Origin of the sequence: Halomonas halocynthiae DSM 14573 (assembly GCF_000425725.1) — a bacterium.
Classification (GTDB): Bacteria; Pseudomonadota; Gammaproteobacteria; order Pseudomonadales; family Halomonadaceae; genus Halomonas; species Halomonas halocynthiae.
In genome coordinates this window covers 381,646-404,734 of the sequence record NZ_AUDZ01000013.1, presented here as the reverse complement: position 1 = coordinate 404,734, position 23,089 = coordinate 381,646, and the positions used below count along the sequence as shown (strand labels likewise).

The window sequence follows — 23,089 nt, the reverse complement described above, 5'->3', positions numbered from 1 at the left end:
CGCATCCGGTGGAGATTGTCAACCCTCGATGTAAACTTTCTTCATCTCGGTAACGCCTCCTGCACGCTTCTCTTTACCGCCACCAGCTGAGTGTAACCTGCTGATTGATAAAGCGTACTTCCTTCTGCTGCTGCGAGAAAACCAGCCTAACTTTCGGCTCGTTGCCTGCAGCGGATGCGTACTTTACGACCTTGCTTGGCACAGTGCAAGCACTTTGTGAAAAATCGTTATCAAACCACTGGGAAGGGCCGTTCCATAGAAACGCAAACGCCCGCATATCGCGGGCGTCTGGCGAAGCGGGGTTACGAGATCAACTAATGATCACGCGCGCATAACGCTTTTTCCCTGCTTGGATAACGTAGGTACACCCTGTATCTAGCATACAGTCACGCGCCACAACTTCGTCATCCACCTTAACGCGTCCATTACCCAGCATATCCTTAGCCTGGGCACTATTAGCAACCAGACCCGCACGATTTAATACCGCTGCAATAGGGGCTTGAGCTGCGCCATCGAATGCAACATTAACTTCCGGCAGGTCTTCCGGCAGTTCACCGTCAGCTAATTGGTTGCCTGCCGACCGGTGGGCATTCGCGGCCGCCTCGTCATCGTGATAACGCGCGATCAGTTCACGCGCCAGCTCCATCTTTATGTCGCGCGGATTAGCGCCGTTTTCAACCTTGCTCTTCAGCGCATCGATTTCATCATTGCTTTTTAGCGACAGCAATTCGAAATAACGCCACATCAGACTGTCTGGCATCGATACCAGCTTATTAAACATGGAGCCCGGAGCCTCATCGACCCCGACATAGTTACCTAGCGACTTGGACATCTTCTGCACGCCGTCCAGGCCTTCCAGTAACGGCATGGTGATAACAACTTGAGGCGTCATCCCGTAGTGCTTCTGGATTTCACGCCCCATCAGCAAGTTAAACTTCTGGTCTGTTCCGCCCAGCTCAATGTCGGCCTCCAGCGCCACAGAGTCGTACCCTTGAACCAACGGATAAAGAAACTCGTGGATTGAAATTGGCTGATTGCCTGAATAGCGCTTTTCAAAGTCGTCCCGCTCCAACATCCGCGCCACGGTACTTTTACCAGCCAGCTCGATCATCTCAGCGGCGCTCATCTCAGAAAACCAATCTGCGTTGAAACGCACTTCGGTCAACTCAGGATCAAGAATCTTGAACACCTGCTCTTTATAAGTCTCAGCATTACGCTTAACTTCTTCTTCGCTGAGCGGCTTGCGCGTTACATTCTTACCGGAAGGGTCACCGATGCGGCCGGTAAAATCGCCAATCAGAAAAATAATCTGATGCCCCAGGTCCTGGAACTGACGCATTTTAGTCAGCAGTACGCTATGTCCTAAGTGCAAATCCGGGGCCGTCGGATCAAAGCCTGCCTTAATACGCAACTTGCGACCAGAAGCTAGCTTTTTCTCTAACTCGTCTTCTAGCAAAATCTCGTGAGTACCACGCTTGAGTAACGCAAGTGCGTCAGCAACGTCGGACATGCTCTCCTCTCCACTATTGGTGGGATACCCCTGCAGGCATCCATCGTCAGATATTTAGCGGGGATGTTATCATGCTGCTCCGCCTTGGTTGAGCCTTTCAGGAGATTCTCATGTCGCTATTCATTGGCCTGATGTCTGGCACTAGCTTGGATGCCGTGGATGCGGCGTTGGTCCGCGTTCACATAGACCACCCCCCCGAGCTAATCGCCAGCCACGGAGAAGCGATGCCTGACGAGCTGCGCGCAGCGCTTTACCAGCTCTGCCACGCCAATCAAGTTAGCTTTGCTGAGCTAGCACGTGCAGAAGATGCGTTTTGTCGGCTACAGGCAACGGCAGTGCAGAAGCTGCTAAAAAAAGCCCAGATCACAGCCAATGAAATTCGTGCTATCGGCAGCCATGGTCAAACCATCGAGCATGCCCCTGGAGGCTATGACGGCGGACCCGCTTATACATGGCAGCTGGATAACCCAAGCCTTCTGGCCGAGCTAACAGGCTGCTGCGTAGTTGGCGACTTCCGCCGCCGAGATTTGGCCGCCAATGGCCAGGCGGCACCATTGGCCCCTGCTTTTCACACCGCGCTCTTCCGTCACCCCGAGCAGTGGCGCTTAGTGTTGAATCTAGGCGGTTTCGCCAATTTGACGGTGCTACCGCCGGCTAGCGACTCTCGGCAGCCACTAGGTTTTGATACCGGTCCAGCCAATGCGCTGATGGATGCATGGATTGAGCGTCACCTTGGTGAAGCCTACGACAAGGATGGCTCTTGGGCAGCATCAGGCCAGGTAGATGAAGCCCTACTGTCGCGCTGTTTGGCTGACCCATTTTTCAGCCAACCCCCTCCGCGCAGCACCGGTAGAGAATATTTTCACCTTGACTGGCTAAACGGGCACTTACGGGGTGATGAACGCTCGGAAGATGTTCAGGCCACGCTTTCAGCGCTGACCGCTGCCAGCGTGGCTCAAGGCGTTGACCTCGCCATGCAAACGTTCAACGCCTCCACCCCTGCGGCACTTTTTGCTTGTGGCGGCGGCGCGTCCAATATCCACCTAATGACTCGGCTCGCGCACCATCTGCCAGGTACCGAGATATATGATACGTCACGCTTGGGCTGGTCAGCAGACTGGCTAGAAGCCGCCGCTTTTGCTTGGCTGGCATGGCGACGCCTAGAGCACTTGCCTGGCAATTTACCCTCAGTAACTGGCGCACGAGGACCGCGCATACTCGGGGGGGTTTACTCCCCCTGAGCTCCAGTTTCGCGACTCACTCACAGCCCGTTAATACACAGCGTTAACGCAAAACACTGCGGTTCAGAAAAACTCATCTCTTGCCTGGCTGGAGGCGTCCTCACACGTCACGACGTGAGAAGCCACCAGCTGAGCCAGCGCGTCGTCGAGCGTCTGCATCCCCAGGCTGCCGCCTGTTTGCATAACCGAATACAGTTGCGCCGTTTTACCTTCACGAATCAGGTTGCGTACCGCATTGGTCGCCACCAATATCTCGTGCGCCGCCACACGTCCTGAGTCTTTCCGTTTAAGCAGCGTCTGGGCAATCACCACCTGTAACGATTCAGACAGCATTGCACGCACCATGGCTTTCTCATCGCCGGGAAATACATCAACAATACGCTCAATGGTTCTGGCGGCCGAGCTGGTATGCAGCGTGCCAAACACTAAGTGACCTGTTTCAGCAGCCGTCAGCGCCAGCCGAATAGTCTCTAGATCCCGTAATTCACCAATCATGATCACATCAGGATCTTCGCGCAGGGCACTGCGCAATGCAGCACTAAAGCTTCGGGTATGACGGTGAACTTCCCGCTGGTTAACTAAGCAGCCATGACTTTGGTGAACAATTTCTATCGGGTCTTCCAGCGTCAGTATGTGTGCACAGCAGTGTGTATTGATGTGATTGATCATGGCGGCAAGGGTAGTCGTCTTACCTGATCCAGTGGGCCCCGTCACCAGTACCAAACCGCGCGGCAACAGGGCAGCTTTTCTGAACACCTCACCCAACCCGAGGTCGTCCGCGCTTGGCGCAGTATTAGGCACCGTGCGAAATACAGCACCAACGCCTCGTGCCTGATGAAACGCATTAACGCGAAAACGCCCCACATCAATCAGCTCGAAGGAAAAATCGGCTTCCAAATGCTCGTTAAAATCACGACGCTGATCTTCCGTCATCGTCTGACCTATTAAGTCGCGAACCTCATCATCGCCCATGATCGGCGCACTAAGCCGACGCAGCTCTCCATCAACACGAATCATCGGCGGCATTCCCGCTGACAAATGCATGTCGGATGCACTCTGCTTTGCCGAGAACGTCAGCAATTCGGTAATATTCATACGATCTCCCTGCTCCCTGCAATGGAGCTTTTCTTTCATATAGCAGATATACAGCAGGCCGCTTCCATGACGGATACTGATATCCAACAATCCCTTGCTACCGCTCATCACCGCATGGAAATGGCGTTGGTGAGCGCTGGGCGCGACCCACAAGGCGCACGACTGCTTGCGGTCAGCAAAACCAAACCGGCTTGTATGCTTCGTGAAGCGTGGCAGCACGGGCAGCGTGAGTTCGGTGAAAACTATGTTCAGGAAGCGTTAGGCAAACAGGCCGAACTTGCGGACCTTGAAGGCATCATCTGGCACTTCATTGGACCACTGCAGTCCAATAAGAGCCGTGACGTTGCTGAACACTTCGACTGGGTACATAGCGTAGACCGTATCCGGCTAGCACGACGCCTAAACAGTCAACGTCCTGACTCCTTGGCACCTTTGAATGTATGTATCCAGGTCAATGTCAGCGGCGAAGGCAGCAAATCCGGCATTGCGCTGGATGCTCTGATACCGTTGGCCGAACAGGTGCTCGCACTACCTCGGCTCCGGCTACGCGGACTGATGGCGATACCCGCCCCAGCGGAGACGCTAGATGCCCAACGCCAGCCATTGGCCGCGCTTCACAGTGCCTTTATAAAACTCAAAAAGCGCTTTCCCGACGCACCGCTGGATACGCTGTCGATGGGCATGAGCAGTGACCTGGAAGCCGCGATTATTGAAGGCTCAACCTTGGTTCGGCTGGGCACCGCCATCTTCGGCGCACGCGACAACTACAGCGGCGCATCACAATGATCCGTATACTGACAAGCTGCACGTAGCGGCCTTTCACCTCTGAACAGGACAACAGCATGGCTAGCCATATCACCTTTATCGGCGCTGGAAATATGGCGTCGGCCATTATCGAAGGACTGATCAACAGCGGGCACGATGCCAGTTCGTTGACCGCAACGGCCACCAGCGATACCACACTGTCACCGTTGCGCTCCCGACTGGGCATCAAAACCTCAACGGACAACATACACGCCATTGCCGACTGCGATGTGGTCGTGCTTTCGGTAAAACCACAAATCATGCATCAAGTCTGTGAACAGATTCGCGACAGCATTCAAGCCCGTAAACCTCTGGTCATCTCAGTAGCCGCTGGGCTGACAGCCGATACGCTGGAACGCTGGCTGGGTGGTAATTTAGCTGTCGTGCGCTGCATGCCTAATACACCATCGTTGGTTGGCGTGGGCGCGTCCGGCCTATATGCCAATGCCAATGTCAGCTCCAGGCAGCGCCAGCTTGCTGAAGATTTGCTCAACGCAGTAGGTATTGTTGAATGGGTTGACGATGAGCAGCTACTCGAAGTCGTGACAGCCGTTTCAGGCAGCGCACCGGCCTATTTCTTTCTGATGTTTGAGGCAATGGAAGAAGCAGCCGTGGCGCGCGGACTCCCCGCTGCTACCGCTCGTCGATTAGCCCTGCAAACGGCTCTAGGCGCAGCGACAATGGCCATGGATAGCGATCAGTCGCCCAGCGAACTCAAACGTAACGTTATGTCGCCCGGCGGCACCACTGAGCGCGCCATTCAACGCTTAGAAAGTGGCGGACTGCGTCAGCTGTTACAAGACGCCATGGGCGACTGCGCCAACAAAGCAAGCGAGATGGCCAAACAGTTCAGCACTCGCTAAGCCTCACATCACCAAGCGTTTTTATCTCACATAATTTGGAGAAGCTCGATGGGCAGCAACCTTGGAGGCGCAGGCCTTCTACTAATCAATACCGTTGTTAATTTCTATCTGCTGCTGCTGATGCTGCGCTTTTTGCTGCAGGCGTCTCGAGCCGATTACTTTAACCCTCTTAGCCAATCGGTGGTTAAAGTCACCCAGCCAGTGGTAAGGCCATTTCAAGGCTTTTTAAAGCCACTGCTAGGGCGATTTGACTTAGCCACACTGGTCAGCGCGCTGCTGATAAAAATGGCTGTAATCACCATGATCCTTCTGATTTCTGGCTTTGGCATGCCGCCGCTAGTACAGCTGATCATTGCTGGCATAGCCACACTCGCCAGCACTATCTTGAAGATTTATTTCTTCGCCTTGATTGCCATGATCATTCTTAGCTGGGTTGCTCCTCAGTCAGGCCACCCTGCCGCCTTATTAGTCATGCAATTAGTGCAACCAATCATGGCCCCGGTTCAGCGCGTAATACCCCCTCTGGGCATGATTGACCTCTCACCCATTGTCGTGTTTATCGCCATCAATCTGCTCGACAGCTTCGTGGTCGGCCGACTCATCCAGGCTTCTGGGGCGCTGGCTGTACTAGTGGGTTTTTAATTTCATATGACAACTACACACACACCGACATTTCCTAGCGGTTCGGTCGGGCTGATTAGTCCTCAGACGCTACACTTCGACGAGCCGCTACCTTTAATCTGCGGCAAGACGCTGTCAGCCTACGATCTCATCTTTGAGACCTACGGCACGCTCAATGCCAACCGCACCAATGCTGTGCTTATCTGCCATGCTCTTTCGGGGCATCACCACGCAGCCGGTTACCACTCGACGGATGACAAAAAGCCCGGTTGGTGGGACGCCCATATTGGGCCGGGCAAATCCATCGACACCAACCGTTTCTTTGTGGTTTCACTGAATAATCTTGGCGGCTGCCACGGCAGTACCGGCCCCAACACCATTAACCCAGAAACCGGTAAACTCTGGGGACCTGACTTCCCTATGGTGACCGTTCAAGACTGGGTGCATAGCCAAGCACGCCTGGCCGACCGTTTGGGTATCGAGCGTTTTGCTGCTGTCATCGGCGGCAGCCTTGGCGGCATGCAAGCGCTACAGTGGACACTAAGCTACCCAGAGCGCGTAGCCCATGCCGGCGTCATTGCCGCGACTCCTAAGCTGTCGGCACAAAATATTGCCTTCAACGAGGTGGCGCGACAGGCTATCCGCTCTGACCCAGACTTCCACGACGGCCACTACAGCGACCACCACACCCTGCCTCGGCGCGGCCTGAAGCTGGCACGCATGGTGGGGCACATTACTTACCTGTCAGAAGGCGCCATGGGCAGTAAGTTTGGCCGTGACATGCAAGGCGATCAGAAGTTTAACTTCGATTACGATGTGGAGTTTCAGGTCGAGTCCTACCTGCGCTACCAGGGAGATACGTTCTCAAACTCGTTTGACGCCCACACGTATTTGCTGATGACCAAAGCACTGGACTACTTCGACCCCGCCTCACGTCATGACGGTGATTTAGCCAAAGCGCTGGCACCCGCTCAATGTCCGTTTCTGGTCGTCAGCTTCAGTACCGACTGGCGCTTTCCGCCATCACGCTCTAAAGAGCTGGTTAATGCTCTGGTTCGGGCTGACAAGGCAGTCAGTTACGTCAATATCGACTCGACTCACGGGCACGACGGCTTTCTGATGCTCGACTCTCGTTATCAGGATGTATTTGCTGCTTATATGGACCGAATTGCCAAGACACTGAGCCTGGGAGAGCGTTTGTAATGCGCGCCGACTTAACCGTAATTTACAACTGGATTCCCGATCGGGCTCGTGTTCTTGACCTCGGGTGTGGTGACGGCACTCTGCTCAATGCCTTGGCGCGTGACAAAAACGTGACGGGTTACGGGTTAGAAATAGATCCTGACGGCATCACAGCCTGCCTTGCCCGCGGGGTTAACGTTATTGAGCAAAACCTCGATGATGGCCTGGCCAACTTTGACGATAATGCCTATGACTTGGTGGTAATGACCCAGGCGCTGCAGGCACTACGACGCCCCGACCTAATGCTGGATGAAATGTTCAGAGTGGCCAAGGAGGGCATCATCACATTTCCTAACTTTGCTTACTGGCGCCATCGCGTACATCTGGGGCTGCGCGGCTACATGCCGGTCTCCAAGTCGCTACCCCATGCTTGGTACGATACACCCAACATTCATTTGTCGACCTTCAACGACTTTGAGCACCTGTGCCGTGAAAAAAACCTAAAGATTATTGACCGAGCGGTCGGTGTTGGCGGAAACAAAGGCAGCCTCTTGTCTCGCCATTGGCCGAACCTGTTTGGCGAAATAGCAATCTTTCGTGTGGCTCGCCAGTGCTAATCATACGACCTAGAACAATGCGGAGAGACATTTCATGGTGGCAATAACACGTACTTTCTTCAGCGGACTGATTGCCTTGGCTTTGCTAATCAGTACGCCCTCAATGGCTGAGCAATATCAGCAGTTTGGTGACTACCAAGTTCATTACAACGCCGTTAACACCAGCTTTCTCACACCCGAGGTAGCCGCGGCATCAGGCATTACTCGTAGCCGTGCCACAGGTTTTCTTAATGTGAGCGTGCTGAAGGTACAGCCTGACGGCTCACTTAAAGCCGTCAACGTACCTGTTGATGGCAGCATCAAAGCATTATCTGGCCAAGACATACCGCTGCCGTTTCGCACCCTTCGCGATGGCGACAGTATCTATCGCCTCGCTACCTTTGGTATTCAAGATGGGGAAGCCATGCGTTTCACACTCAACGTTGGCCTAGAGCGTGACGAGCCGCCAGTAAGCGTTAACTTCATGCAGCGGCTGTACGTTGACCCTTAATGCGACAGCGCCATGTTGAGCTCGCGCTGCAACACAACCGGCAGCGGCTGCCCAAGAGCCACTGCTGCCGGGCGCCCATCACGCCAGCTAAAACAACACGCTCTTGCCAACACCTCCACGCCTTGGGCTGTAGCCTGTCGTAGTGCCTTGGCATAGGCAGGGTCTAGATGGTCTGCTGGAGCAACTGACTCAATCCCTTCATGAGCCACAAAAAACAACAACACTGCGCGATGACCTTGACGAGCAAGTGCCATTAACACCTCAAGATGGCGTCGCCCTCGCTCGCTCACCGAGTCAGGGAAATAGCCGTGTCCGTCACTCTCTCGCAGCGTGACCTGCTTGACCTCGACATAAGCTTGGCGCCCATCCGTATTACTCAGACAGAAATCCAGCCGCCCTCCGTCTACCGCCACTTCTCGACGCAACTGGTCAACATCGGACAACTCATCCACACGTCCAGCCACCAGCGCTTCTTCCACAATTCGGTTCGCTCGCCCTGTGTGCACCGATACCAGCGCCATATTTCCTTGTGGCTGCAACAGCTCAATCAGCTCCCATGTCCAGGCAAGCTTACGGCGAGGGTTGTCGCTAGGTGACAGCCACACGCGGCTCCCCGGCACGTTGACTGCCCGCATGCTGCCGGTGTTGGGACAATGGGCGACCACCTCACGACCATCATCGAGACGCACATCAGCGAGAAAGCGCTTATAACGACGCAGCAACACACCCGGCACCAGAGCGGGATAGTCCATTACACGCCCCCTTGGTACGCAGGATCATACCGCGCCAGAAAGCGGCTCAGTCGTGCCACCGCTTCCTCGAGCCTCGCCACCCCAGTAGTAAACGCAATTCGCACATGATGCTCGCCACCCTGCAGCGCAAAATCAGTACCCGGCGTAATCGCGACATTTTCTTCGATGAGTAGCTGGCGACAAAACGCTTCGCTATCAGTGCTATAACGAGAAATATCCAGCCATAGATAAAACGCTCCCTGAGGCGGCAACTCAGGTGCCAAACCCAATGGCGCAAGGCTTGCAATTAACGCATCACGACGCCGCTGCATTTCCTGACGCCGGACTTCAAGCTCGGCCAGGCATTCTGGCGTGAATGCTGCCAGCGCCGCGTGCTGAGCCGGGGTCGATGACGCCAGAAAAACGTTCTGCATCAATCGCGTCAGCGGTTCAACAGCAGCCTTCGGTGCCACCAGCCAGCCCAGCCGCCAACCGGTCATACCAAAATACTTAGAAAAACTATTCACCACGAACGCATCGGGTGTGACTGCAGCGGCAGATATCGGTGCGGTGTCGTAACACAAGCCCTGGTAGATCTCATCAACCAACAAGTGGCCTCGGCGGCGAGCAACTTCCTCAGCCACCTTACGCAGCTGTGGCTCGCTCAAGGTATGGCCAGTCGGATTAGACGGCGTTGCTAACATAGCTAGCCGAGTGTTTTCCTGCCAATGGCTGGCAACCAGCTCCGACGTCAGCTGCCAACCACTCTCAGCAGATACCGGCACAGCATCTACTGTAGCGCCTGCCAGCGCCATAAAATGGCGATTACACGGATAAGTAGGATCAGCCATGACGACACGATCACCACTTTCCACCAGCAGCTGACTTGCCAACAGCAGGGCACCAGAGGCACCCGGCGTGACCAGTATCCGCTGCGGGTCAATGTTAGTACCGAAGGTATCCGCATAGTGCCTAGCAATCGCTTCGCGCAGCGCGGGTAGCCCAGCCGCTGGTGTATAGCGTGTGCGCCCTTCCGACAGAGCCCGCTGGCCAGCATCGATAACCGGCATCGGCGTGGGAAAATCTGGCTCACCGATTTCTAAGTGAATCACATCATGGCCCGCCGCCTCTCTGGCTTGAGCGATTTCCAACAACCCCATGACACGAAATGCAGCCACTTCTTGAATGCGTGAGTTCCAAGGCATCACGGTCTCCTTTGTTCATAATACGTTGGCCTGCTGTACCAGCCCTTCCATGACCTCAGTATTGTTCGAATTAACTGTGACACGGCACGGCGCTAACGCGGCTGCCAGAGTCATACTTTGGATTTATTTCTGCGACCGATTTGGCAAGAATAGTTGCAAATCCTGACGTTTTTAGCTAAACAAGCACACCTTTGGCGTGACATGTCCTCAAAACGGACATTGGTCAGAAATCATTTAACGTAGCGAGGCCGTCAAATGCCAGTCACTGAAAAGAAAATGGATGTGCCCCGTAAGTTCGTGCCCTACGAACCAGCGAAGGGCGAAGAGTACATGAATGAGCAGCAGCTCGAGCACTTCCGTGACATCCTGCTGACATGGAAGCAGGAGCTAATGGAGGAGGTCGACCGCACTGTTCGTCACCTTCAGGAGGACGCGAGTAATAACTACGCCGACCCCGCTGATCGTGCCACTCAGGAAGAGGGCTTTAGTTTGGAGCTGCGCACTCGTGACCGCGAGCGTAAGCTGCTCAAAAAAATTCACGAGACCATCGATAAAATTAATGAGGACGACTACGGCTTCTGTGAAGCGTGTGGCGTTGAAATCGGCATTCGCCGCTTAGAGGCACGCCCCACCGCAACACTATGCGTCGACTGCAAAACCTTAGCCGAACTTAAGGAAAAGCAACTCGGAGGCTAAGCCACCACCTTTCGACGCTGCATCATTCAACCAACGACGGGGAGCCAGTAGCCACCCGTCGTTGACTAACGCTACCTGTCGCTACCCGCTCGGAGCCGACAATGGGCGCTTACCGCGGTCGCTTCGCCCCTACACCCTCTGGCCCGCTACATTTCGGGTCTCTGGTTGCCGCACTGGCCAGCTTTCTCGACGCCCGCCAAGCCGGCGGTCATTGGGCATTGCGCATTGAAGATATTGACCCTCCACGCTGCCCGCCAGAAAACACTGACATCATCAAACAGCAATTGACGGCTTTTGGCCTAGGCTGGGATGGCCCAGTGTTATATCAACACCATCGTTACGCTGCTTATCAGCAAGCACTGGATCACTTGGTCAATACTAACTTGGCGTATCCCTGCAGTTGCTCGCGACGTCAATGGAAAGCATATGACATTTACCCCGGCTGGTGCCGACATGCCATTTGCGAACCTGACAAACCCGTTGCTTGGCGGCTACGCAGCGACCGTGGGCTACGCCCTGTGACTTGGGAAGACCGGCGCTTCGGCACATGCCGCTTCGACCCAGCCAAACTAGGTGATACCGTGCTCAAGCGCAAAGATGGGCTATGGGCCTACCAGCTAGCAGTGGTCATCGATGATGCAGACCAAGGTATCAATCAGATAGTCCGTGGCGCTGACTTACTGGATAACACCCCTTGGCAGCGCCAGCTACAGCATGCGCTTGGCCTTCCTATGCCATACTATTTACATTTACCGCTGATACTGGGCGAGGATGGCCAAAAATTGTCCAAACAAAACCTGGCACCTGCGCTGCCCCTCAACGAGCATCAAGCGCGTCCACTGCTCTTTCAGGCACTTGCTGCTCTTAAGCAATACCCTCCAGACGAACTCATTCATGCGCCGGTCGATGAGCAATTGGCCTGGGGCATCGCTCACTGGTCACCAGAACGCTTACGCTGCAACGCCCCTACTAGCGCCTGAGGAAATACTGTGTACGTCTATCGCATCATGCTGTTACTGGTCTTTTGTGGCTACTTATTTTCCCCGCTATTAATGAGCGGCTGGGGCAACTCTGACATGGCGTGGTACCGTCCTTTTGCTATTTGGGCGGTACTGATTGCGCTGACGGGGTGGCTTTCCTGGAAACGCCGACAGGACAACCTGCGCCAACGCCGCGGCCATCACGAGCCGTCACAATGATCCCCTCTGGATTAGCCGCTTTAACGGGACTCGGCGTCGGTTACCTGATGCTATTGTTTGCCTGCGCAACCGCTGTCGACCGCGGTTGGCTCCCGCGCAGCTTAGTGCGTCATCCAGCAACGCATATTCTGGCACTGGGCGTTTATGCCAGCGCCTGGGCGATTCATGGCAGCTTAGAGCTTGCCCAACGTAGCGGCTTTGGCTATCTGGCTTATTATCTGGGCGTCGCTGGCACCTTCCTGCTCGCTCCTGTGCTATTAATCCCCATCCAGCGCCTGTCACGCACCTATCAATTAGCCTCTCTGGCTGACCTGTTCACTTTCCGTTTTCGCTCACGCTGGGTGGGTACGCTGGTCACAATAGTCAGCCTGCTAGCCGTACTGCCGCTGCTAGCACTTCAAGTTCAAACCATAGGAACATCAATCTATCGGCTGTCCGGCATCGGCTCAGCTGACTGGTATGCACTAGGTTTCAGCGCCCTGATTGCTCTCTTTGCTATGTTATTCGGCGCACGGCATAACCACCTAAACGCTCGTCATGACGGCCTATTAGCCGCTATCGCCTTTGAGTCGCTGGTCAAGCTGGCCGCTATGCTGGCACTTGGCGCCATTGCTCTTTTCGGCATCTTTGATGGCCCAGCGGACCTACAGGCATGGCTAAATGGCCCAGGCCAGCAGGCGCAACAGTTAAGCGAGCCACTGGATGCCAGCCAGTGGCGCACGCTGCTTTTACTGTTTTTTGCCGCGGCCTTACTGATGCCACACATGTTTCACATCACCTTTGCCGAAACACTCAGTCGACGCACCCTGCTGAGAGCAGGCTGGGGACTGCCGCTATATTTGCTGTTAATTGCCTTACCGATTCCACTGATCCTTTGGGGAGCCCAGCGCCAAGGTATTGATGTTGGCGCCAACAACGTCGCTTATCTCGCCTTTGACTTATCCTATAGCTGGTGGGCAGATGCACTCGCCTTCTTGGCCGGGCTAGCCGCTGCCAGCGGCACACTCATTATTCTGTCGCTGGCACTTTCAGGCATGCTCATCAACCACTTGGTGCTAGTCGCCCGCTCTCCGCTTGATCGTCCCAACCTATATCACTGGCTGCGCTGGTTGCAGCGCGGCCTGATTGCAGGAGTCATAGCGGCTGGTTGGCTTTTTTACCGCCTAGTTGGCATCGAACACGACCTGTCATCGCTAGGCCTTGCTGCATTTGTCGGTATGGCACAGTGCCTACCAGGGTTGCTGGCACTGCTCTACTGGCCCGGCGCTAACCGTACCGGCATGGTGAGTGGCCTGTGCACAGGTCTTCTTATCTGGTTGTTAGGCCTAGGACTGCCTCTGGTTGGGGTTGACCAACCACTCACACTCCTCATGCCTGACGGGTTGACCTCCTATCCGCCCTGGTATCTCACCGCCCTGACGTCACTGATCGCAAATGGCTTAGCGCTGATTCTGGTGTCATTGACAACACCAACGTCAACTGGCGAGCGAGCCGCCGCCGAGGCCTGCTCAGTAGATGCCGTGGTTCGCCCTATGCGACTTCCATTAATGGCGGCTAATGCAGACGAAATGACCCACCAGTTGAGCCATGCACTCGGCGAGTCCGTAGCGCAACGCGAAATCGAACGCGCTCAGCAAGCACTGGGGCAATCCCCCAGTGAAGCCCGCCCTTATGCACTACGTCGCTTACGTGATCGTATTCAGGCCAACCTGTCGGGGCTAATGGGGCCTGCCATTGCCCAAGATATTGTTGACCGTTGGCTGCCTTACCGCCAGATGAGCCAGCCAGCAACAGAAGATATCCACTTTGTAGAGCGCCGGCTGGAAGGGCGCCGTACTCGTTTGACAGGCTTACCCCGTGAACTCGACGACTTACGTCGCCACCATCGGCAAACATTACTGCGGCTTCCTACAGGGTTATGCGTCTTCGGTAGCGATGGTGAACTGCTGATGTGGAACGACGCACTAGCCAAGTTTTCTGGTATCGCAGCAAGTACCGTCGTCGGCGCCCACCGCAATAGCCTACCAACACCATGGAGCGCGTTGTTTCAACGTTTGCTGTCAGAGCCCAGCGGTAAACTTTATAAACAGCCGGCCCAAATCAGCGGAGACACTCGCTTTTTGGGTCTACGCCGCTCCTCACCTCACCCACTAGAGAGCAACGGCAGTACCGTCATCCTGGTCGAGGATCAGAGCGAAATGAAATGGCTGGAAGATGAGCTAGTACACTCAGCCCGGCTCGCTTCAATTGGCCAACTCGCGGCAGGCGTCGCACACGAAATCGGCAATCCAGTCACAGGTATTTCTTCGCTAGCCCAAAACCTACGCTATGACACTGACAACCCCGAGCTACTGGAAACTGCTCACCAGATCCAGGAACTCACGACACGCATTTCAACTATCGTTTCTTCATTAGTGGGCTTTGCGCACGGCGGGCGTCAAGCCATCAATGCTGACATGGTGCCGGTCTCCATCGCACGAGTCACCGACCAAGCGTTACACTTGATCCAGCTGACTCGCTCAGGCGAAGATATTTGCTTTGTTAATCGCTGCTTACCACAGCTTCAGGTGATCGGAGACGAACAACGACTGCAGCAGGTGATGGTCAACTTACTGAGTAACGCCAGAGACGCCAGCCCACCTGGTGATACCATCACCATCGACGCTCACATCGAATGTGATACAGCGCATGGCAGCAACAGCAACCTACTGCGCATCAGCGTCACAGATAACGGCGAAGGTATCGATCCGGCAATTCGTGATCACCTGTTTGAACCCTTTACCACCACCAAGGCGCCAGGCAGCGGCACAGGGCTCGGGCTACCGTTGGTCCATAGTATTATTAGTGAACACAACGGACAGATTGACATCGAGTCACCACCAACAGGCCAAGCCCAGGGCACACGCATTGTACTGCGACTCCCCGCTCACCAGGAGCCGCCTCCCATAGACGAGCCCTTGTAATCACGGCCCCATAAATCGCGCGCCATAAATGCTATGTGGTCACGCATGGAGACAAGAGTTGCCGATGAGTCGCATCCTGATCGTTGAAGATGAAGCCATTATTCGCAGCGCACTCAAGCGTCTGCTCGAACGGCATAACCACCAAATCAGCGAAGCTGGTTCCGTGGAAGAAGCCCGCAGGCTCAAGCCAGCCAGCTTCGATCTCGTGCTCAGTGACCTACGCTTACCTGGGGAGCCTGGCACTGAAATGATCTCTCTGGCAGAGCCAGTCCCCGTCCTGATCATGACCAGCTACGCCAGCATGCGCTCAGCCGTAGATGCACTCAAGCTTGGCGCTGTGGACTATATCGCCAAGCCCTTCGACCACGACGAACTCCTCGAAACAGTCGAGCGCCTGCTGCACCAACAGGCTTTGGCTCAGGGAAAAACACCCGAATTAACTAGCACCGATAACCAACGCCAAACGATGATTGGCAGCTGCACAGCCATGCAAATGGTCTATAACCGTATTCACAAGACAGCACCGACCGATGTCACCGTTCTCGTTCTTGGCGAGTCAGGTACCGGCAAAGAACTGGTGGCCCGCGCCATCCACCACCAGAGCCAGCGCGCTCAACAGCCATTGATCAGCGTCAACTGTGCAGCAATTCCCGAAACCTTGATCGAGTCAGAGCTGTTCGGCCACGAAAAGGGGGCATTTACTGGCGCCTCGGCAGCGCGTACTGGGCTGGTTGAGGCCGCTGACGGCGGCACCCTGTTTCTCGATGAAATTGGTGAACTGCCACTGGACGCTCAAGCGCGCCTACTGCGTGTTTTACAAGAAGGAGAGATTCGTCGCATTGGTGCAGTAGAAACGCGCCACGTCAACATTCGCCTGATTGCCGCCACCCACCGCGACTTGCATGAGATGTCAAAAACTGGCGAGTTTCGCCTCGACCTCTACTATCGCCTGAATGTCATGCAGGTCGACCTGCCAGCATTACGCGACCGCGACGACGACATTTTGGAAATTGCTGACGCGCTACTCAGCCAGGTTTGTCAGCGTCACCAACGAGAAGGCCTGCGGCTAACTCAAGCCGCACGCCGACTCATTCACGAGTACCTGTGGCCCGGTAATGTACGTGAGCTTGAAAACGCGCTAGAGCGCGGTGTTATTCTCGCCGAGGGTCATCTGATTCATCCGGAGGATTTAGGTCTAGCTCCCACCAATAGCGAGCACCTCTCAAGGCAGGCCAGGCCGCCCGCAGAACGCACGAGAAGCCTCGCGCCAGCAACCGAGACAGAGACAGAGACAGAGACAGAGACAGATGACAACGAGGAGGAGGACCTGTCACTTGAAGACTACTTCCAACATTTTGTGCTGGAACATCAAGACAGGATGAGCGAAACCGAACTGGCTCAAAAACTCGGGATCAGTCGAAAATCGCTATGGGAGCGCCGCCAGCGCCTGGGAATACCTCGTAAGAAAGCCTCACGCCGCAGTAGTTCATGACAGACAGCGTTACGCCAATGTTACCTTCCCACACACACAGCACTCAGATAATGGCATTAATGGGTAACACTTCTAGACATCATCAGGTTACTGGCGCCTAAAAAAATCGCAAGCTCATGATATAAAAGAAATATCAAAAAAATGGCACGCCAAGTGCAACATTCTGGGTAAGAAAAATAATTTCGGCCGTCACGTGCGATACCAATAACAACAAGATCGCCAAAATGACGAGAGTCTGCCAGCAACAACAACAAAATTTGCGCAGACCTGTACGACGTGAGTGGAGTCACCAATAACAACAATAACGTGAACGCCACACCTGATACGTCGATCGAGCCAAAACAATAACAACAAGCTCGGGACCCGGAGTGAAACACGATGCAACCAAGCAGCCTACGATAAAAACAACTGGCACTGGTGCAACCCCGTGAATAATAACAAAAAACGGGGAAGGTCATCACACCTTCGTGGATTTGGATTATTGTTTTGAATACGAGACGGTTGCCATACAGGTCATGGAACCTCAAAAACAACAACATTGCTTGCCTGAGAGCCAATAGGTGACTGTGATACGTATTCAGGGCGATGTGCCATAAAAACAGAACAAGCCAGTGACACGGATGCTGCACTCCGCTTGAACATCTCTAGGGAAGGCCAATCGGCCTTCCCTTTTCTGTGCTGACTTTTTACTGAGTTATCTTTAGCTACCCAGCGACTTTTGTCTCATATCCAGCCCAGTGCCCAGCGATATTCCGGCCTGAGCCCACAGAGGCTTTCACTTGGGCTATTGCACTTTGCTTTCCAAGGTGTCAAGCGTCCGCTACACTGCCAGACTATCTCCATAGCCCCCGCGAGTCGAAAACGACGCATGATCAAAGGTTTTACCCGCTTTCTAAAGAGCCCCGGCGAGCATCTGAGATCGCTGCTTGGCCCCGAGGCGGCCCCATCCGGCCCTGCCGCACCTCGTGTCATTCCACGCTCGGAACATCCGGTATCACGCCAGCATTTTAGCGAGCCGGCACTCAAGGTATTGTACCGCCTACATAATTCCGGCTACGACGCGTACCTGGTGGGAGGCTGTATCCGTGACGCTCTGCTGGGCCTGATGCCTAAAGACTTTGACGTTGCTACCAACGCCACACCAGAGCAAGTACGCGAACTATTTCGCAACTCACGAACCATTGGCCGACGCTTTCGTATCGTTCACGTGCGCTTTGGCCGCGAAGTGATCGAAGTCACTACCTTTCGTGGCAAACCCAACGATGACCATGCCAACCATATCGCTCAGCAGGCCGATAACGGCATGCTATTACGCGATAACGTATGGGGAAGTATCGAACAGGACGCACTGCGCCGGGACTTTACCATCAATGCGTTGTACTACAGCATTGCCGATTACTCGATTCACGACTTTGCCAATGGCGTCGCCGATATCCATGAGCGCACCCTGCGCCTGATTGGAGACCCAGCAACGCGCTACCGAGAAGATCCGGTTCGCATGCTGCGTGCCGTGCGCTTTGCTGCCAAACTCGACTTTCAACTGGCAGCAGAAACGGAGGCCCCTCTTCATGAGCTGGCCCCTCTGCTGTTACAGATCCCGCCAGCACGCCTGTTCGATGAGTGCCTCAAGCTATTCATGAATGGCCATGGCTTGGCAACATTCCGCCTATTGCGCCACTACGGGCTTTTCGCCATGCTGTTTCCCGCCGCTGATGAAGCCATGGCAGAGCTGCCATGGGCTGAAGCGGTGATTGAAAAAGCCTTGGCCAGTACCGATCAGCGCATCCAGCAGGAGCGCCCAGTAACGCCAGCCTTCCTGTTTGCCGCACTGCTCTGGGGACCTGTTTACCTTCAGCGCCAGCAGCAAGAACACGATGGTTTGTCGCCGGTACCAGCCCAACAAACGGCGGCCCAAAACGTTATTCACCGTCAGCTTAAGCATGTGTCAATTCCTAAGCGCTTCAGCATGCCGATGCGTGATATCTGGGACCTGCAGCTGCGCCTACCCCAGCGTCGCGGAAAGCGTGTTTTCCAGACTCGCGAACACCCACGTTTTCGTGCTGCTTACGATTTCCTGCTCATTCGTGAAACAGCTGGTGAACTGGCACCGGGTCTCGGCAGCTGGTGGACAGCTTTCCAAGAAGCAGACGAGCATGGCCAGCAGCGCCTAATGGCAAAGGCGGACGCTGACCCCAATGCACCGCGCAAACGCCGCTCTCGCCGGCGCAAGCCACGACGTGCCAACCCAGAACAATGACACTATCCTTAGCCTGGATTGGCCTAGGCAGCAATATTGATGGCCCTCACGAACATATTGAGCGGGCGTTTCGCGCGCTTGATCAGCTGCCTCTAACTCGCTGCCAACAACAGTCATCGCGCTACCGAAGCCGCCCTGTTGGGCCGGCTGACCAACCAGACTTCGTCAATGCTGTAGCTCAGCTTGAGACGCGGCTCTCGCCACTGGCACTGCTTGATCAGCTGCAAGCATTAGAGCAACAGCACGGCCGCGTTCGCCAGCGTCACTGGGGGCCACGCACCCTAGACCTAGACCTGCTGCTGTTTGATGATCGCCAGCTATCAACACCCCGGTTAACCGTGCCACATGCTCATATGCATCAGCGCGGCTTCGTGCTGATCCCGCTCGCCGAACTGGTCCCCGACTTGCGCCTGCCCAACGGGAAGCGTATTGATGAACTACTGGCAACGCTTGATACCAGCGACTTACAGAGAGTGTTACCAAAGAACACATTAACACCCCAGTGATGCCACCTATCGACACCACTGTGTACATCAGGTAACAATTAGCTTACCCACGAGGGCCTACTGCCCTCAGCGACCCGAACACACAACGAGAGACAATCATGAAAACCGTCACCCTGAGCACGCTGCAAGCCTACAAGCGCGCCGGTGAAACCTTCAGTTGCCTTACCGCCTACGATGCCAGCTTTGCCCACGCTGCTAGTGCGGCAGGCATTGACGTCCTGCTAGTTGGCGACTCACTCGGCATGGTTCTTCAGGGCCATTCCAGCACACTACCGGTAACACTGGAAAACATTCGCTATCACACCCATTGCGTGGCCCGTGCCAACCCGCACAGCCTGCTAATGGCCGACCTACCCTTCATGAGCAACGCCACCACCGAGCGCATGTTAGAAGATGCAGCAGTACTGATGCGTGCAGGGGCTCAGATGGTTAAGGTCGAGGGCGAAGCCTGGATGGCGGATGGCATTCGTGAACTGACGCGACGCGGCGTGCCCGTCTGTGCACACCTTGGACTGACCCCGCAAACGGTCTACCAGTTGGGTGGATACAAAGTTCAAGGACGCAGTGCTGAGCAGGCCCAGAAGATTCTTGACGATGCACGCCAGCTAGTTGAGGCCGGCGCCTCGATCATTCTGCTGGAATGCGTGCCCTCTGAGCTAGGTCAAGCAGTGGCCGAAGCCCTTGATGTACCAGTGATTGGCATTGGCGCAGGCCCAGGCACCGATGGTCAAATTCTCGTCATGCATGACATTCTTGGCGTTTCAAGCGGAATAAAACCACGCTTCGTCAAGAACTTCATGGCCGAAGCCAACGATATCCATGACGCATTTCGTCGTTATCACACCGACGTTAAAGAGCGCCGTTTCCCTGCCCCTGAGCACGGTTTCTAATGCAACAAATTCAAGATATTTCCGAGCTACGACAAGCACTTGAAATCATTCGGCAGCGCAATCAGCGTATTGCCCTGGTTCCCACCATGGGCAACCTTCATGATGGCCACTTGGCGCTCGTTCATGAAGCCCGCCGACGCGCAGACTTTGTCGTGGCAACAATCTTCGTCAATCCGATGCAGTTCGGCCCTAACGAGGACCTGGCAACCTACCCACGCACACTGGCCAGCGATCAAGCGCGCTTAGCGGAGGCAGGTTGTGATTTACTGTTTACGCCAGATGCCGCTGATATTTACCCGCGAGGCTTGGAAGCCCAAACTCGCGTCAGCGTACCAGAAGTCAGTTTGGGGCTTTGCGGCAGCTCACGCCCTGGCCATTTCGATGGCGTTGCCACTGTTGTCACCATGCTGTTTAACTTGGTACAACCACAGCTGGCATGCTTTGGTGAAAAAGATTACCAGCAGTTAGCCGTGATCCGACGCTTAGTGAGCGATCTCCACCTGCCGGTCGAGATTGTCGGCGTACCCATTGTTCGCGCCACAGACGGTTTGGCACTGTCGTCGCGCAATGGCTATCTCAATGAACAAGAGCGCCAGCGCGCTCCTCGCCTACAAGCCATTTTGATCGAACTACGCGACGCCTTACAAGCAGCCCAGCCTTCGGAACAAGTGCTAGAAAAAGGCCTGAAACAGCTTGTTAATAGCGGATTTGTACCCGACTATCTAGAACTACGAGCAGCAGACCTAACGCCGCTGCGAGCCGACACGCATAACGCAGTGTTGCTAGTTGCCGCACATCTTGGCAATACCCGCCTGATCGACAACCTAGTACTGACTCTGCCCTACCAAAGCGAACATTGAGCAGGCCTAAACACCACCACCCTACGTCAACCGACACTGGAGAACTGTAGACCGTGCTGACTACCATGCTGAAAGCCAAGCTACACATGGCTCGGGTTACCCATTCCGTGCTTAACTACGAAGGCTCTTGCGCCATCGATGGCGAACTTCTAGACATGGCCGGAATACGCGAAAACGAACAGATACAGATTTACAACGTCGAAAATGGTCAACGCTTCACCACTTATGCCATTCGTGGCGAAGAGGGATCAAAAATCATTTCGGTCAACGGGGCTGCTGCCCATTTGGCCGAGGCAGGCCAACGGGTCATTATCTGCAGTTATTGCCAGTACACTTTGGCAGAGCTTGAAGTCCATGCCCCGTCACTGGTCTATTTGCAGGAGGGTAACGTAGTCAGCCACACCAGTAACGCCATTCCTGTGCAGGTTGCGTAACAAGCTACCTGAAAAACAAAAGACAAGATCGATCACTGAAACTAGCACCGGTATAGCCCAAGGCGTAATACTCATACCTTCAGACTGCTCTATACTTGAAAGTCGATCCTTAGGGGCTGCTAGTACCTAAGCACCCCTTACTTTCTAGCGCAGAACGAAACGTCGTAAATCGCGTCGGTGAAACGCAAATCTGTACAATTCAGTCCGTGAACCTCAGGAGTATTTCTTATGCGAGATGTGGTGATTGTTGCTGCTCGTCGGACCGCCGTAGGTACTTTTGGCGGCTCTCTAGCCGGCATTCCTGCCAGTGACTTGGGTGCCAGTGTGATCAAGGACATTCTTGCAACCACTGGCGTTGCTGGTGAGCAGATCGATGAGGTACTGCTTGGTCAGGTGCTGACAGCAGGCACGGGGCAAAACCCAGCCCGCCAAGCGGTTATCAAAGCTGGCCTGCCTGACGGCGTTCCTGCTATGACGATCAATAAGGTTTGTGGCTCAGGCCTCAAAGCACTACACCTTGCTACCCAAGCTATTCGTTGCGGCGATGCAGAGATAGTTCTAGCGGGTGGTCAGGAAAACATGTCGCTGTCACCACACGTTCTGCCGAACTCACGCACAGGACAGCGCATGGGCGACTGGAAAGCCGTCGACTCCATGGTGCATGACGGACTGTGGGACGCATTCAATAACTACCATATGGGTATCACTGCCGAAAATCTGGCAGAGAAATACAGCATCACCCGTGAAGAGATGGACGCGTTTGCTGCATCGTCACAACAGAAAGCTCGCGCCGCCATCACCGAAGGCCGGTTCAAAGGCCAGATTACTCCGATCGACATCCCGCAGCGCAAAGGCGACCCGATCGTATTTGACACCGACGAAGGCCCACGTGATGTCACTGCCGAGAAGCTAGGTGGCATGCGCCCCGCGTTCAAAAAAGACGGCACCGTGACGGCAGGAAATGCGTCGTCTATCAATGACGGCGCAGCCATTGTCATGCTGTGTTCCGCCGAAAAGGCTAAGGAGCTAGGGTTAGAGCCATTGGCACGCATTAAGGCTTACGCCAATGCTGGCGTTGACCCCGCAATCATGGGTATCGGCCCAGCCCCAGCAACTCGTCGCTGCCTGGAAAAGGCTGGCTGGAATATCGATGATCTCGACCTGATTGAGGCCAATGAAGCTTTTGCTGCTCAGGCTTTATCAGTCAATAAAGAGCTTGGCTGGGACGCAGAAAAAATTAACGTTAACGGCGGTGCCATTGCTATTGGCCACCCCATTGGCGCTTCAGGCTGCCGTATTCTGGTTACCCTAGTGCATGAGATGATGGCTCGAGACGCCAAAAAAGGCTTGGCAACACTATGTATTGGTGGTGGACAAGGTGTGGCCCTGGCCATTGAGCGTTAAACCGCGCTTCGCACCAGTAGGCGTTTAAA

General features: G+C 54.8%; 22 protein-coding genes. 18 read left to right on the top strand and 4 right to left on the bottom strand.

Translation table 11 applies throughout. The annotated features are described in order from the left end of the window. Positions 1–310 precede the first annotated feature (310 nt). On the bottom strand, positions 311–1,510 hold the full coding sequence (gene tyrS, locus H616_RS0101945) for a tyrosine--tRNA ligase (RefSeq protein ID WP_027965844.1): 1,200 nt from the start codon (positions 1,508–1,510) through the stop codon (positions 311–313). A 110-nt stretch (positions 1,511–1,620) separates the two neighbouring features. On the opposite strand from tyrS, the gene H616_RS0101940 reads away from it, so the two are divergent. Then, the gene (locus H616_RS0101940; RefSeq protein ID WP_027965843.1) at positions 1,621–2,751 is read left to right on the top strand and encodes an anhydro-N-acetylmuramic acid kinase; all 1,131 of its coding nucleotides are present in this window, start codon (positions 1,621–1,623) and stop codon (positions 2,749–2,751) included. Positions 2,752–2,814: 63 nt separating this feature from the next. Here the strand turns inward: H616_RS0101940 and H616_RS0101935 are convergent, their stop codons facing one another. Further along, positions 2,815–3,846 carry a type IV pilus twitching motility protein PilT gene (locus H616_RS0101935; protein WP_027965842.1) on the bottom strand — a complete coding sequence of 344 codons (1,032 nt, stop codon included), beginning with the start codon at positions 3,844–3,846 and terminating at the stop codon, positions 2,815–2,817. A 66-nt stretch (positions 3,847–3,912) separates the two neighbouring features. Here H616_RS0101935 and H616_RS0101930 point away from each other — a divergent pair, with 66 nt between their 5' ends. From H616_RS0101930 to H616_RS0101905, 6 genes are read left to right on the top strand one after another with little or no spacing between them, the layout of a single operon-like run. After that, entirely contained in the window at positions 3,913–4,632 is a 720-nt protein-coding gene (locus tag H616_RS0101930; RefSeq protein WP_027965841.1) for a YggS family pyridoxal phosphate-dependent enzyme, read from the top strand. 56 nt (positions 4,633–4,688) lie between these two features. Continuing rightward, on the top strand, positions 4,689–5,513 hold the full coding sequence (gene proC, locus H616_RS0101925) for a pyrroline-5-carboxylate reductase (protein WP_027965840.1): 825 nt from the start codon (positions 4,689–4,691) through the stop codon (positions 5,511–5,513). 48 nt (positions 5,514–5,561) lie between these two features. Continuing rightward, positions 5,562–6,155, top strand: a complete 594-nt coding sequence (locus H616_RS0101920) for a YggT family protein (RefSeq protein ID WP_027965839.1) — start codon at positions 5,562–5,564, stop codon at positions 6,153–6,155. Between the two features lie 6 nt (positions 6,156–6,161). Continuing rightward, positions 6,162–7,337 (top strand): homoserine O-succinyltransferase MetX, encoded by a 1,176-nt coding sequence (gene metX / locus H616_RS0101915; RefSeq protein ID WP_027965838.1) that lies wholly within the window; start codon positions 6,162–6,164, stop codon positions 7,335–7,337. Further along, positions 7,337–7,933, top strand: a complete 597-nt coding sequence (gene metW, locus H616_RS0101910; protein ID WP_027965837.1) for a methionine biosynthesis protein MetW — start codon at positions 7,337–7,339, stop codon at positions 7,931–7,933. Before metX ends, metW begins: the two co-directional genes overlap by 1 nt. Positions 7,934–7,967: 34 nt before the next feature. Further along, on the top strand, positions 7,968–8,423 hold the full coding sequence (locus H616_RS0101905; RefSeq protein WP_027965836.1) for a DUF4426 domain-containing protein: 456 nt from the start codon (positions 7,968–7,970) through the stop codon (positions 8,421–8,423). On the opposite strand, the gene sfsA is transcribed toward H616_RS0101905, so the two are convergent. Both sfsA and H616_RS0101895 read right to left on the bottom strand, forming a co-directional pair. After that, the gene (gene sfsA, locus H616_RS0101900; protein ID WP_027965835.1) at positions 8,420–9,175 is read right to left on the bottom strand and encodes a DNA/RNA nuclease SfsA; all 756 of its coding nucleotides are present in this window, start codon (positions 9,173–9,175) and stop codon (positions 8,420–8,422) included. The genes H616_RS0101905 and sfsA overlap by 4 nt on opposite strands. Then, the gene (locus tag H616_RS0101895; RefSeq protein WP_027965834.1) at positions 9,175–10,359 is read right to left on the bottom strand and encodes an aminotransferase class I/II-fold pyridoxal phosphate-dependent enzyme; all 1,185 of its coding nucleotides are present in this window, start codon (positions 10,357–10,359) and stop codon (positions 9,175–9,177) included. Before H616_RS0101895 ends, sfsA begins: the two co-directional genes overlap by 1 nt. A 255-nt stretch (positions 10,360–10,614) precedes the next feature. Here H616_RS0101895 and dksA point away from each other — a divergent pair, with 255 nt between their 5' ends. From dksA to H616_RS0101835, 11 genes are all read left to right on the top strand, one after another. After that, a complete protein-coding gene (gene dksA, locus H616_RS0101890) occupies positions 10,615–11,055 on the top strand; it encodes an RNA polymerase-binding protein DksA (RefSeq protein WP_027965833.1) in 441 nt (146 codons plus the stop codon). A gap of 101 nt (positions 11,056–11,156) precedes the next feature. After that, positions 11,157–12,035, top strand: coding sequence for a tRNA glutamyl-Q(34) synthetase GluQRS (gluQRS, locus tag H616_RS0101885; RefSeq protein WP_027965832.1), 879 nt, complete (start codon positions 11,157–11,159; stop codon positions 12,033–12,035). A gap of 9 nt (positions 12,036–12,044) precedes the next feature. Further along, positions 12,045–12,254 (top strand): hypothetical protein, encoded by a 210-nt coding sequence (locus H616_RS0101880; protein WP_027965831.1) that lies wholly within the window; start codon positions 12,045–12,047, stop codon positions 12,252–12,254. Continuing rightward, on the top strand, positions 12,251–15,217 hold the full coding sequence (locus tag H616_RS0101875) for an ATP-binding protein (RefSeq protein WP_035572268.1): 2,967 nt from the start codon (positions 12,251–12,253) through the stop codon (positions 15,215–15,217). The genes H616_RS0101880 and H616_RS0101875 overlap by 4 nt, the downstream gene beginning before the upstream one ends. A 64-nt stretch (positions 15,218–15,281) precedes the next feature. After that, the gene (locus tag H616_RS0101870; protein WP_027965829.1) at positions 15,282–16,709 is read left to right on the top strand and encodes a sigma-54-dependent transcriptional regulator; all 1,428 of its coding nucleotides are present in this window, start codon (positions 15,282–15,284) and stop codon (positions 16,707–16,709) included. 868 nt (positions 16,710–17,577) lie between these two features. After that, positions 17,578–18,966 (top strand): polynucleotide adenylyltransferase PcnB, encoded by a 1,389-nt coding sequence (gene pcnB / locus H616_RS0101860; protein ID WP_027965827.1) that lies wholly within the window; start codon positions 17,578–17,580, stop codon positions 18,964–18,966. Then, positions 18,963–19,472 carry a 2-amino-4-hydroxy-6-hydroxymethyldihydropteridine diphosphokinase gene (gene folK / locus H616_RS0101855; protein ID WP_027965826.1) on the top strand — a complete coding sequence of 170 codons (510 nt, stop codon included), beginning with the start codon at positions 18,963–18,965 and terminating at the stop codon, positions 19,470–19,472. The genes pcnB and folK overlap by 4 nt, the downstream gene beginning before the upstream one ends. Positions 19,473–19,570: 98 nt before the next feature. Beyond that, positions 19,571–20,362 carry a 3-methyl-2-oxobutanoate hydroxymethyltransferase gene (gene panB / locus H616_RS0101850; protein ID WP_027965825.1) on the top strand — a complete coding sequence of 264 codons (792 nt, stop codon included), beginning with the start codon at positions 19,571–19,573 and terminating at the stop codon, positions 20,360–20,362. Beyond that, positions 20,362–21,222, top strand: a complete 861-nt coding sequence (gene panC, locus H616_RS0101845) for a pantoate--beta-alanine ligase (protein ID WP_027965824.1) — start codon at positions 20,362–20,364, stop codon at positions 21,220–21,222. The genes panB and panC overlap by 1 nt, the downstream gene beginning before the upstream one ends. Before the next feature lie 53 nt (positions 21,223–21,275). Then, positions 21,276–21,656: an aspartate 1-decarboxylase gene (gene panD, locus H616_RS0101840; RefSeq protein ID WP_027965823.1), complete on the top strand. Its 381-nt coding sequence runs from the start codon at positions 21,276–21,278 to the stop codon at positions 21,654–21,656. A gap of 228 nt (positions 21,657–21,884) precedes the next feature. Continuing rightward, positions 21,885–23,060 (top strand): acetyl-CoA C-acetyltransferase, encoded by a 1,176-nt coding sequence (locus tag H616_RS0101835; RefSeq protein WP_027965822.1) that lies wholly within the window; start codon positions 21,885–21,887, stop codon positions 23,058–23,060. The last annotated feature ends 29 nt before the right edge of the window (positions 23,061–23,089 follow it).

What these genes read in the sequence shown, in the direction of transcription:
- tyrS (WP_027965844.1), bottom strand. Translation starts at nt 1,510, where the DNA reads ATGTCCGACGTTGCTGACGCACTTGCGTTACTCAAGCGTGGTACTCAC.
- H616_RS0101940 (WP_027965843.1), top strand. Translation starts at nt 1,621, where the DNA reads ATGTCGCTATTCATTGGCCTGATGTCTGGCACTAGCTTGGATGCCGTG.
- H616_RS0101935 (WP_027965842.1), bottom strand. Translation starts at nt 3,846, where the DNA reads ATGAATATTACCGAATTGCTGACGTTCTCGGCAAAGCAGAGTGCATCC.
- H616_RS0101930 (WP_027965841.1), top strand. Translation starts at nt 3,913, where the DNA reads ATGACGGATACTGATATCCAACAATCCCTTGCTACCGCTCATCACCGC.
- proC (WP_027965840.1), top strand. Translation starts at nt 4,689, where the DNA reads ATGGCTAGCCATATCACCTTTATCGGCGCTGGAAATATGGCGTCGGCC.
- H616_RS0101920 (WP_027965839.1), top strand. Translation starts at nt 5,562, where the DNA reads ATGGGCAGCAACCTTGGAGGCGCAGGCCTTCTACTAATCAATACCGTT.
- metX (WP_027965838.1), top strand. Translation starts at nt 6,162, where the DNA reads ATGACAACTACACACACACCGACATTTCCTAGCGGTTCGGTCGGGCTG.
- metW (WP_027965837.1), top strand. Translation starts at nt 7,337, where the DNA reads ATGCGCGCCGACTTAACCGTAATTTACAACTGGATTCCCGATCGGGCT.
- H616_RS0101905 (WP_027965836.1), top strand. Translation starts at nt 7,968, where the DNA reads ATGGTGGCAATAACACGTACTTTCTTCAGCGGACTGATTGCCTTGGCT.
- sfsA (WP_027965835.1), bottom strand. Translation starts at nt 9,175, where the DNA reads ATGGACTATCCCGCTCTGGTGCCGGGTGTGTTGCTGCGTCGTTATAAG.
- H616_RS0101895 (WP_027965834.1), bottom strand. Translation starts at nt 10,359, where the DNA reads ATGCCTTGGAACTCACGCATTCAAGAAGTGGCTGCATTTCGTGTCATG.
- dksA (WP_027965833.1), top strand. Translation starts at nt 10,615, where the DNA reads ATGCCAGTCACTGAAAAGAAAATGGATGTGCCCCGTAAGTTCGTGCCC.
- gluQRS (WP_027965832.1), top strand. Translation starts at nt 11,157, where the DNA reads ATGGGCGCTTACCGCGGTCGCTTCGCCCCTACACCCTCTGGCCCGCTA.
- H616_RS0101875 (WP_035572268.1), top strand. Translation starts at nt 12,251, where the DNA reads ATGATCCCCTCTGGATTAGCCGCTTTAACGGGACTCGGCGTCGGTTAC.
- H616_RS0101870 (WP_027965829.1), top strand. Translation starts at nt 15,282, where the DNA reads ATGAGTCGCATCCTGATCGTTGAAGATGAAGCCATTATTCGCAGCGCA.
- pcnB (WP_027965827.1), top strand. Translation starts at nt 17,578, where the DNA reads ATGATCAAAGGTTTTACCCGCTTTCTAAAGAGCCCCGGCGAGCATCTG.
- folK (WP_027965826.1), top strand. Translation starts at nt 18,963, where the DNA reads ATGACACTATCCTTAGCCTGGATTGGCCTAGGCAGCAATATTGATGGC.
- panB (WP_027965825.1), top strand. Translation starts at nt 19,571, where the DNA reads ATGAAAACCGTCACCCTGAGCACGCTGCAAGCCTACAAGCGCGCCGGT.
- panC (WP_027965824.1), top strand. Translation starts at nt 20,362, where the DNA reads ATGCAACAAATTCAAGATATTTCCGAGCTACGACAAGCACTTGAAATC.
- H616_RS0101835 (WP_027965822.1), top strand. Translation starts at nt 21,885, where the DNA reads ATGCGAGATGTGGTGATTGTTGCTGCTCGTCGGACCGCCGTAGGTACT.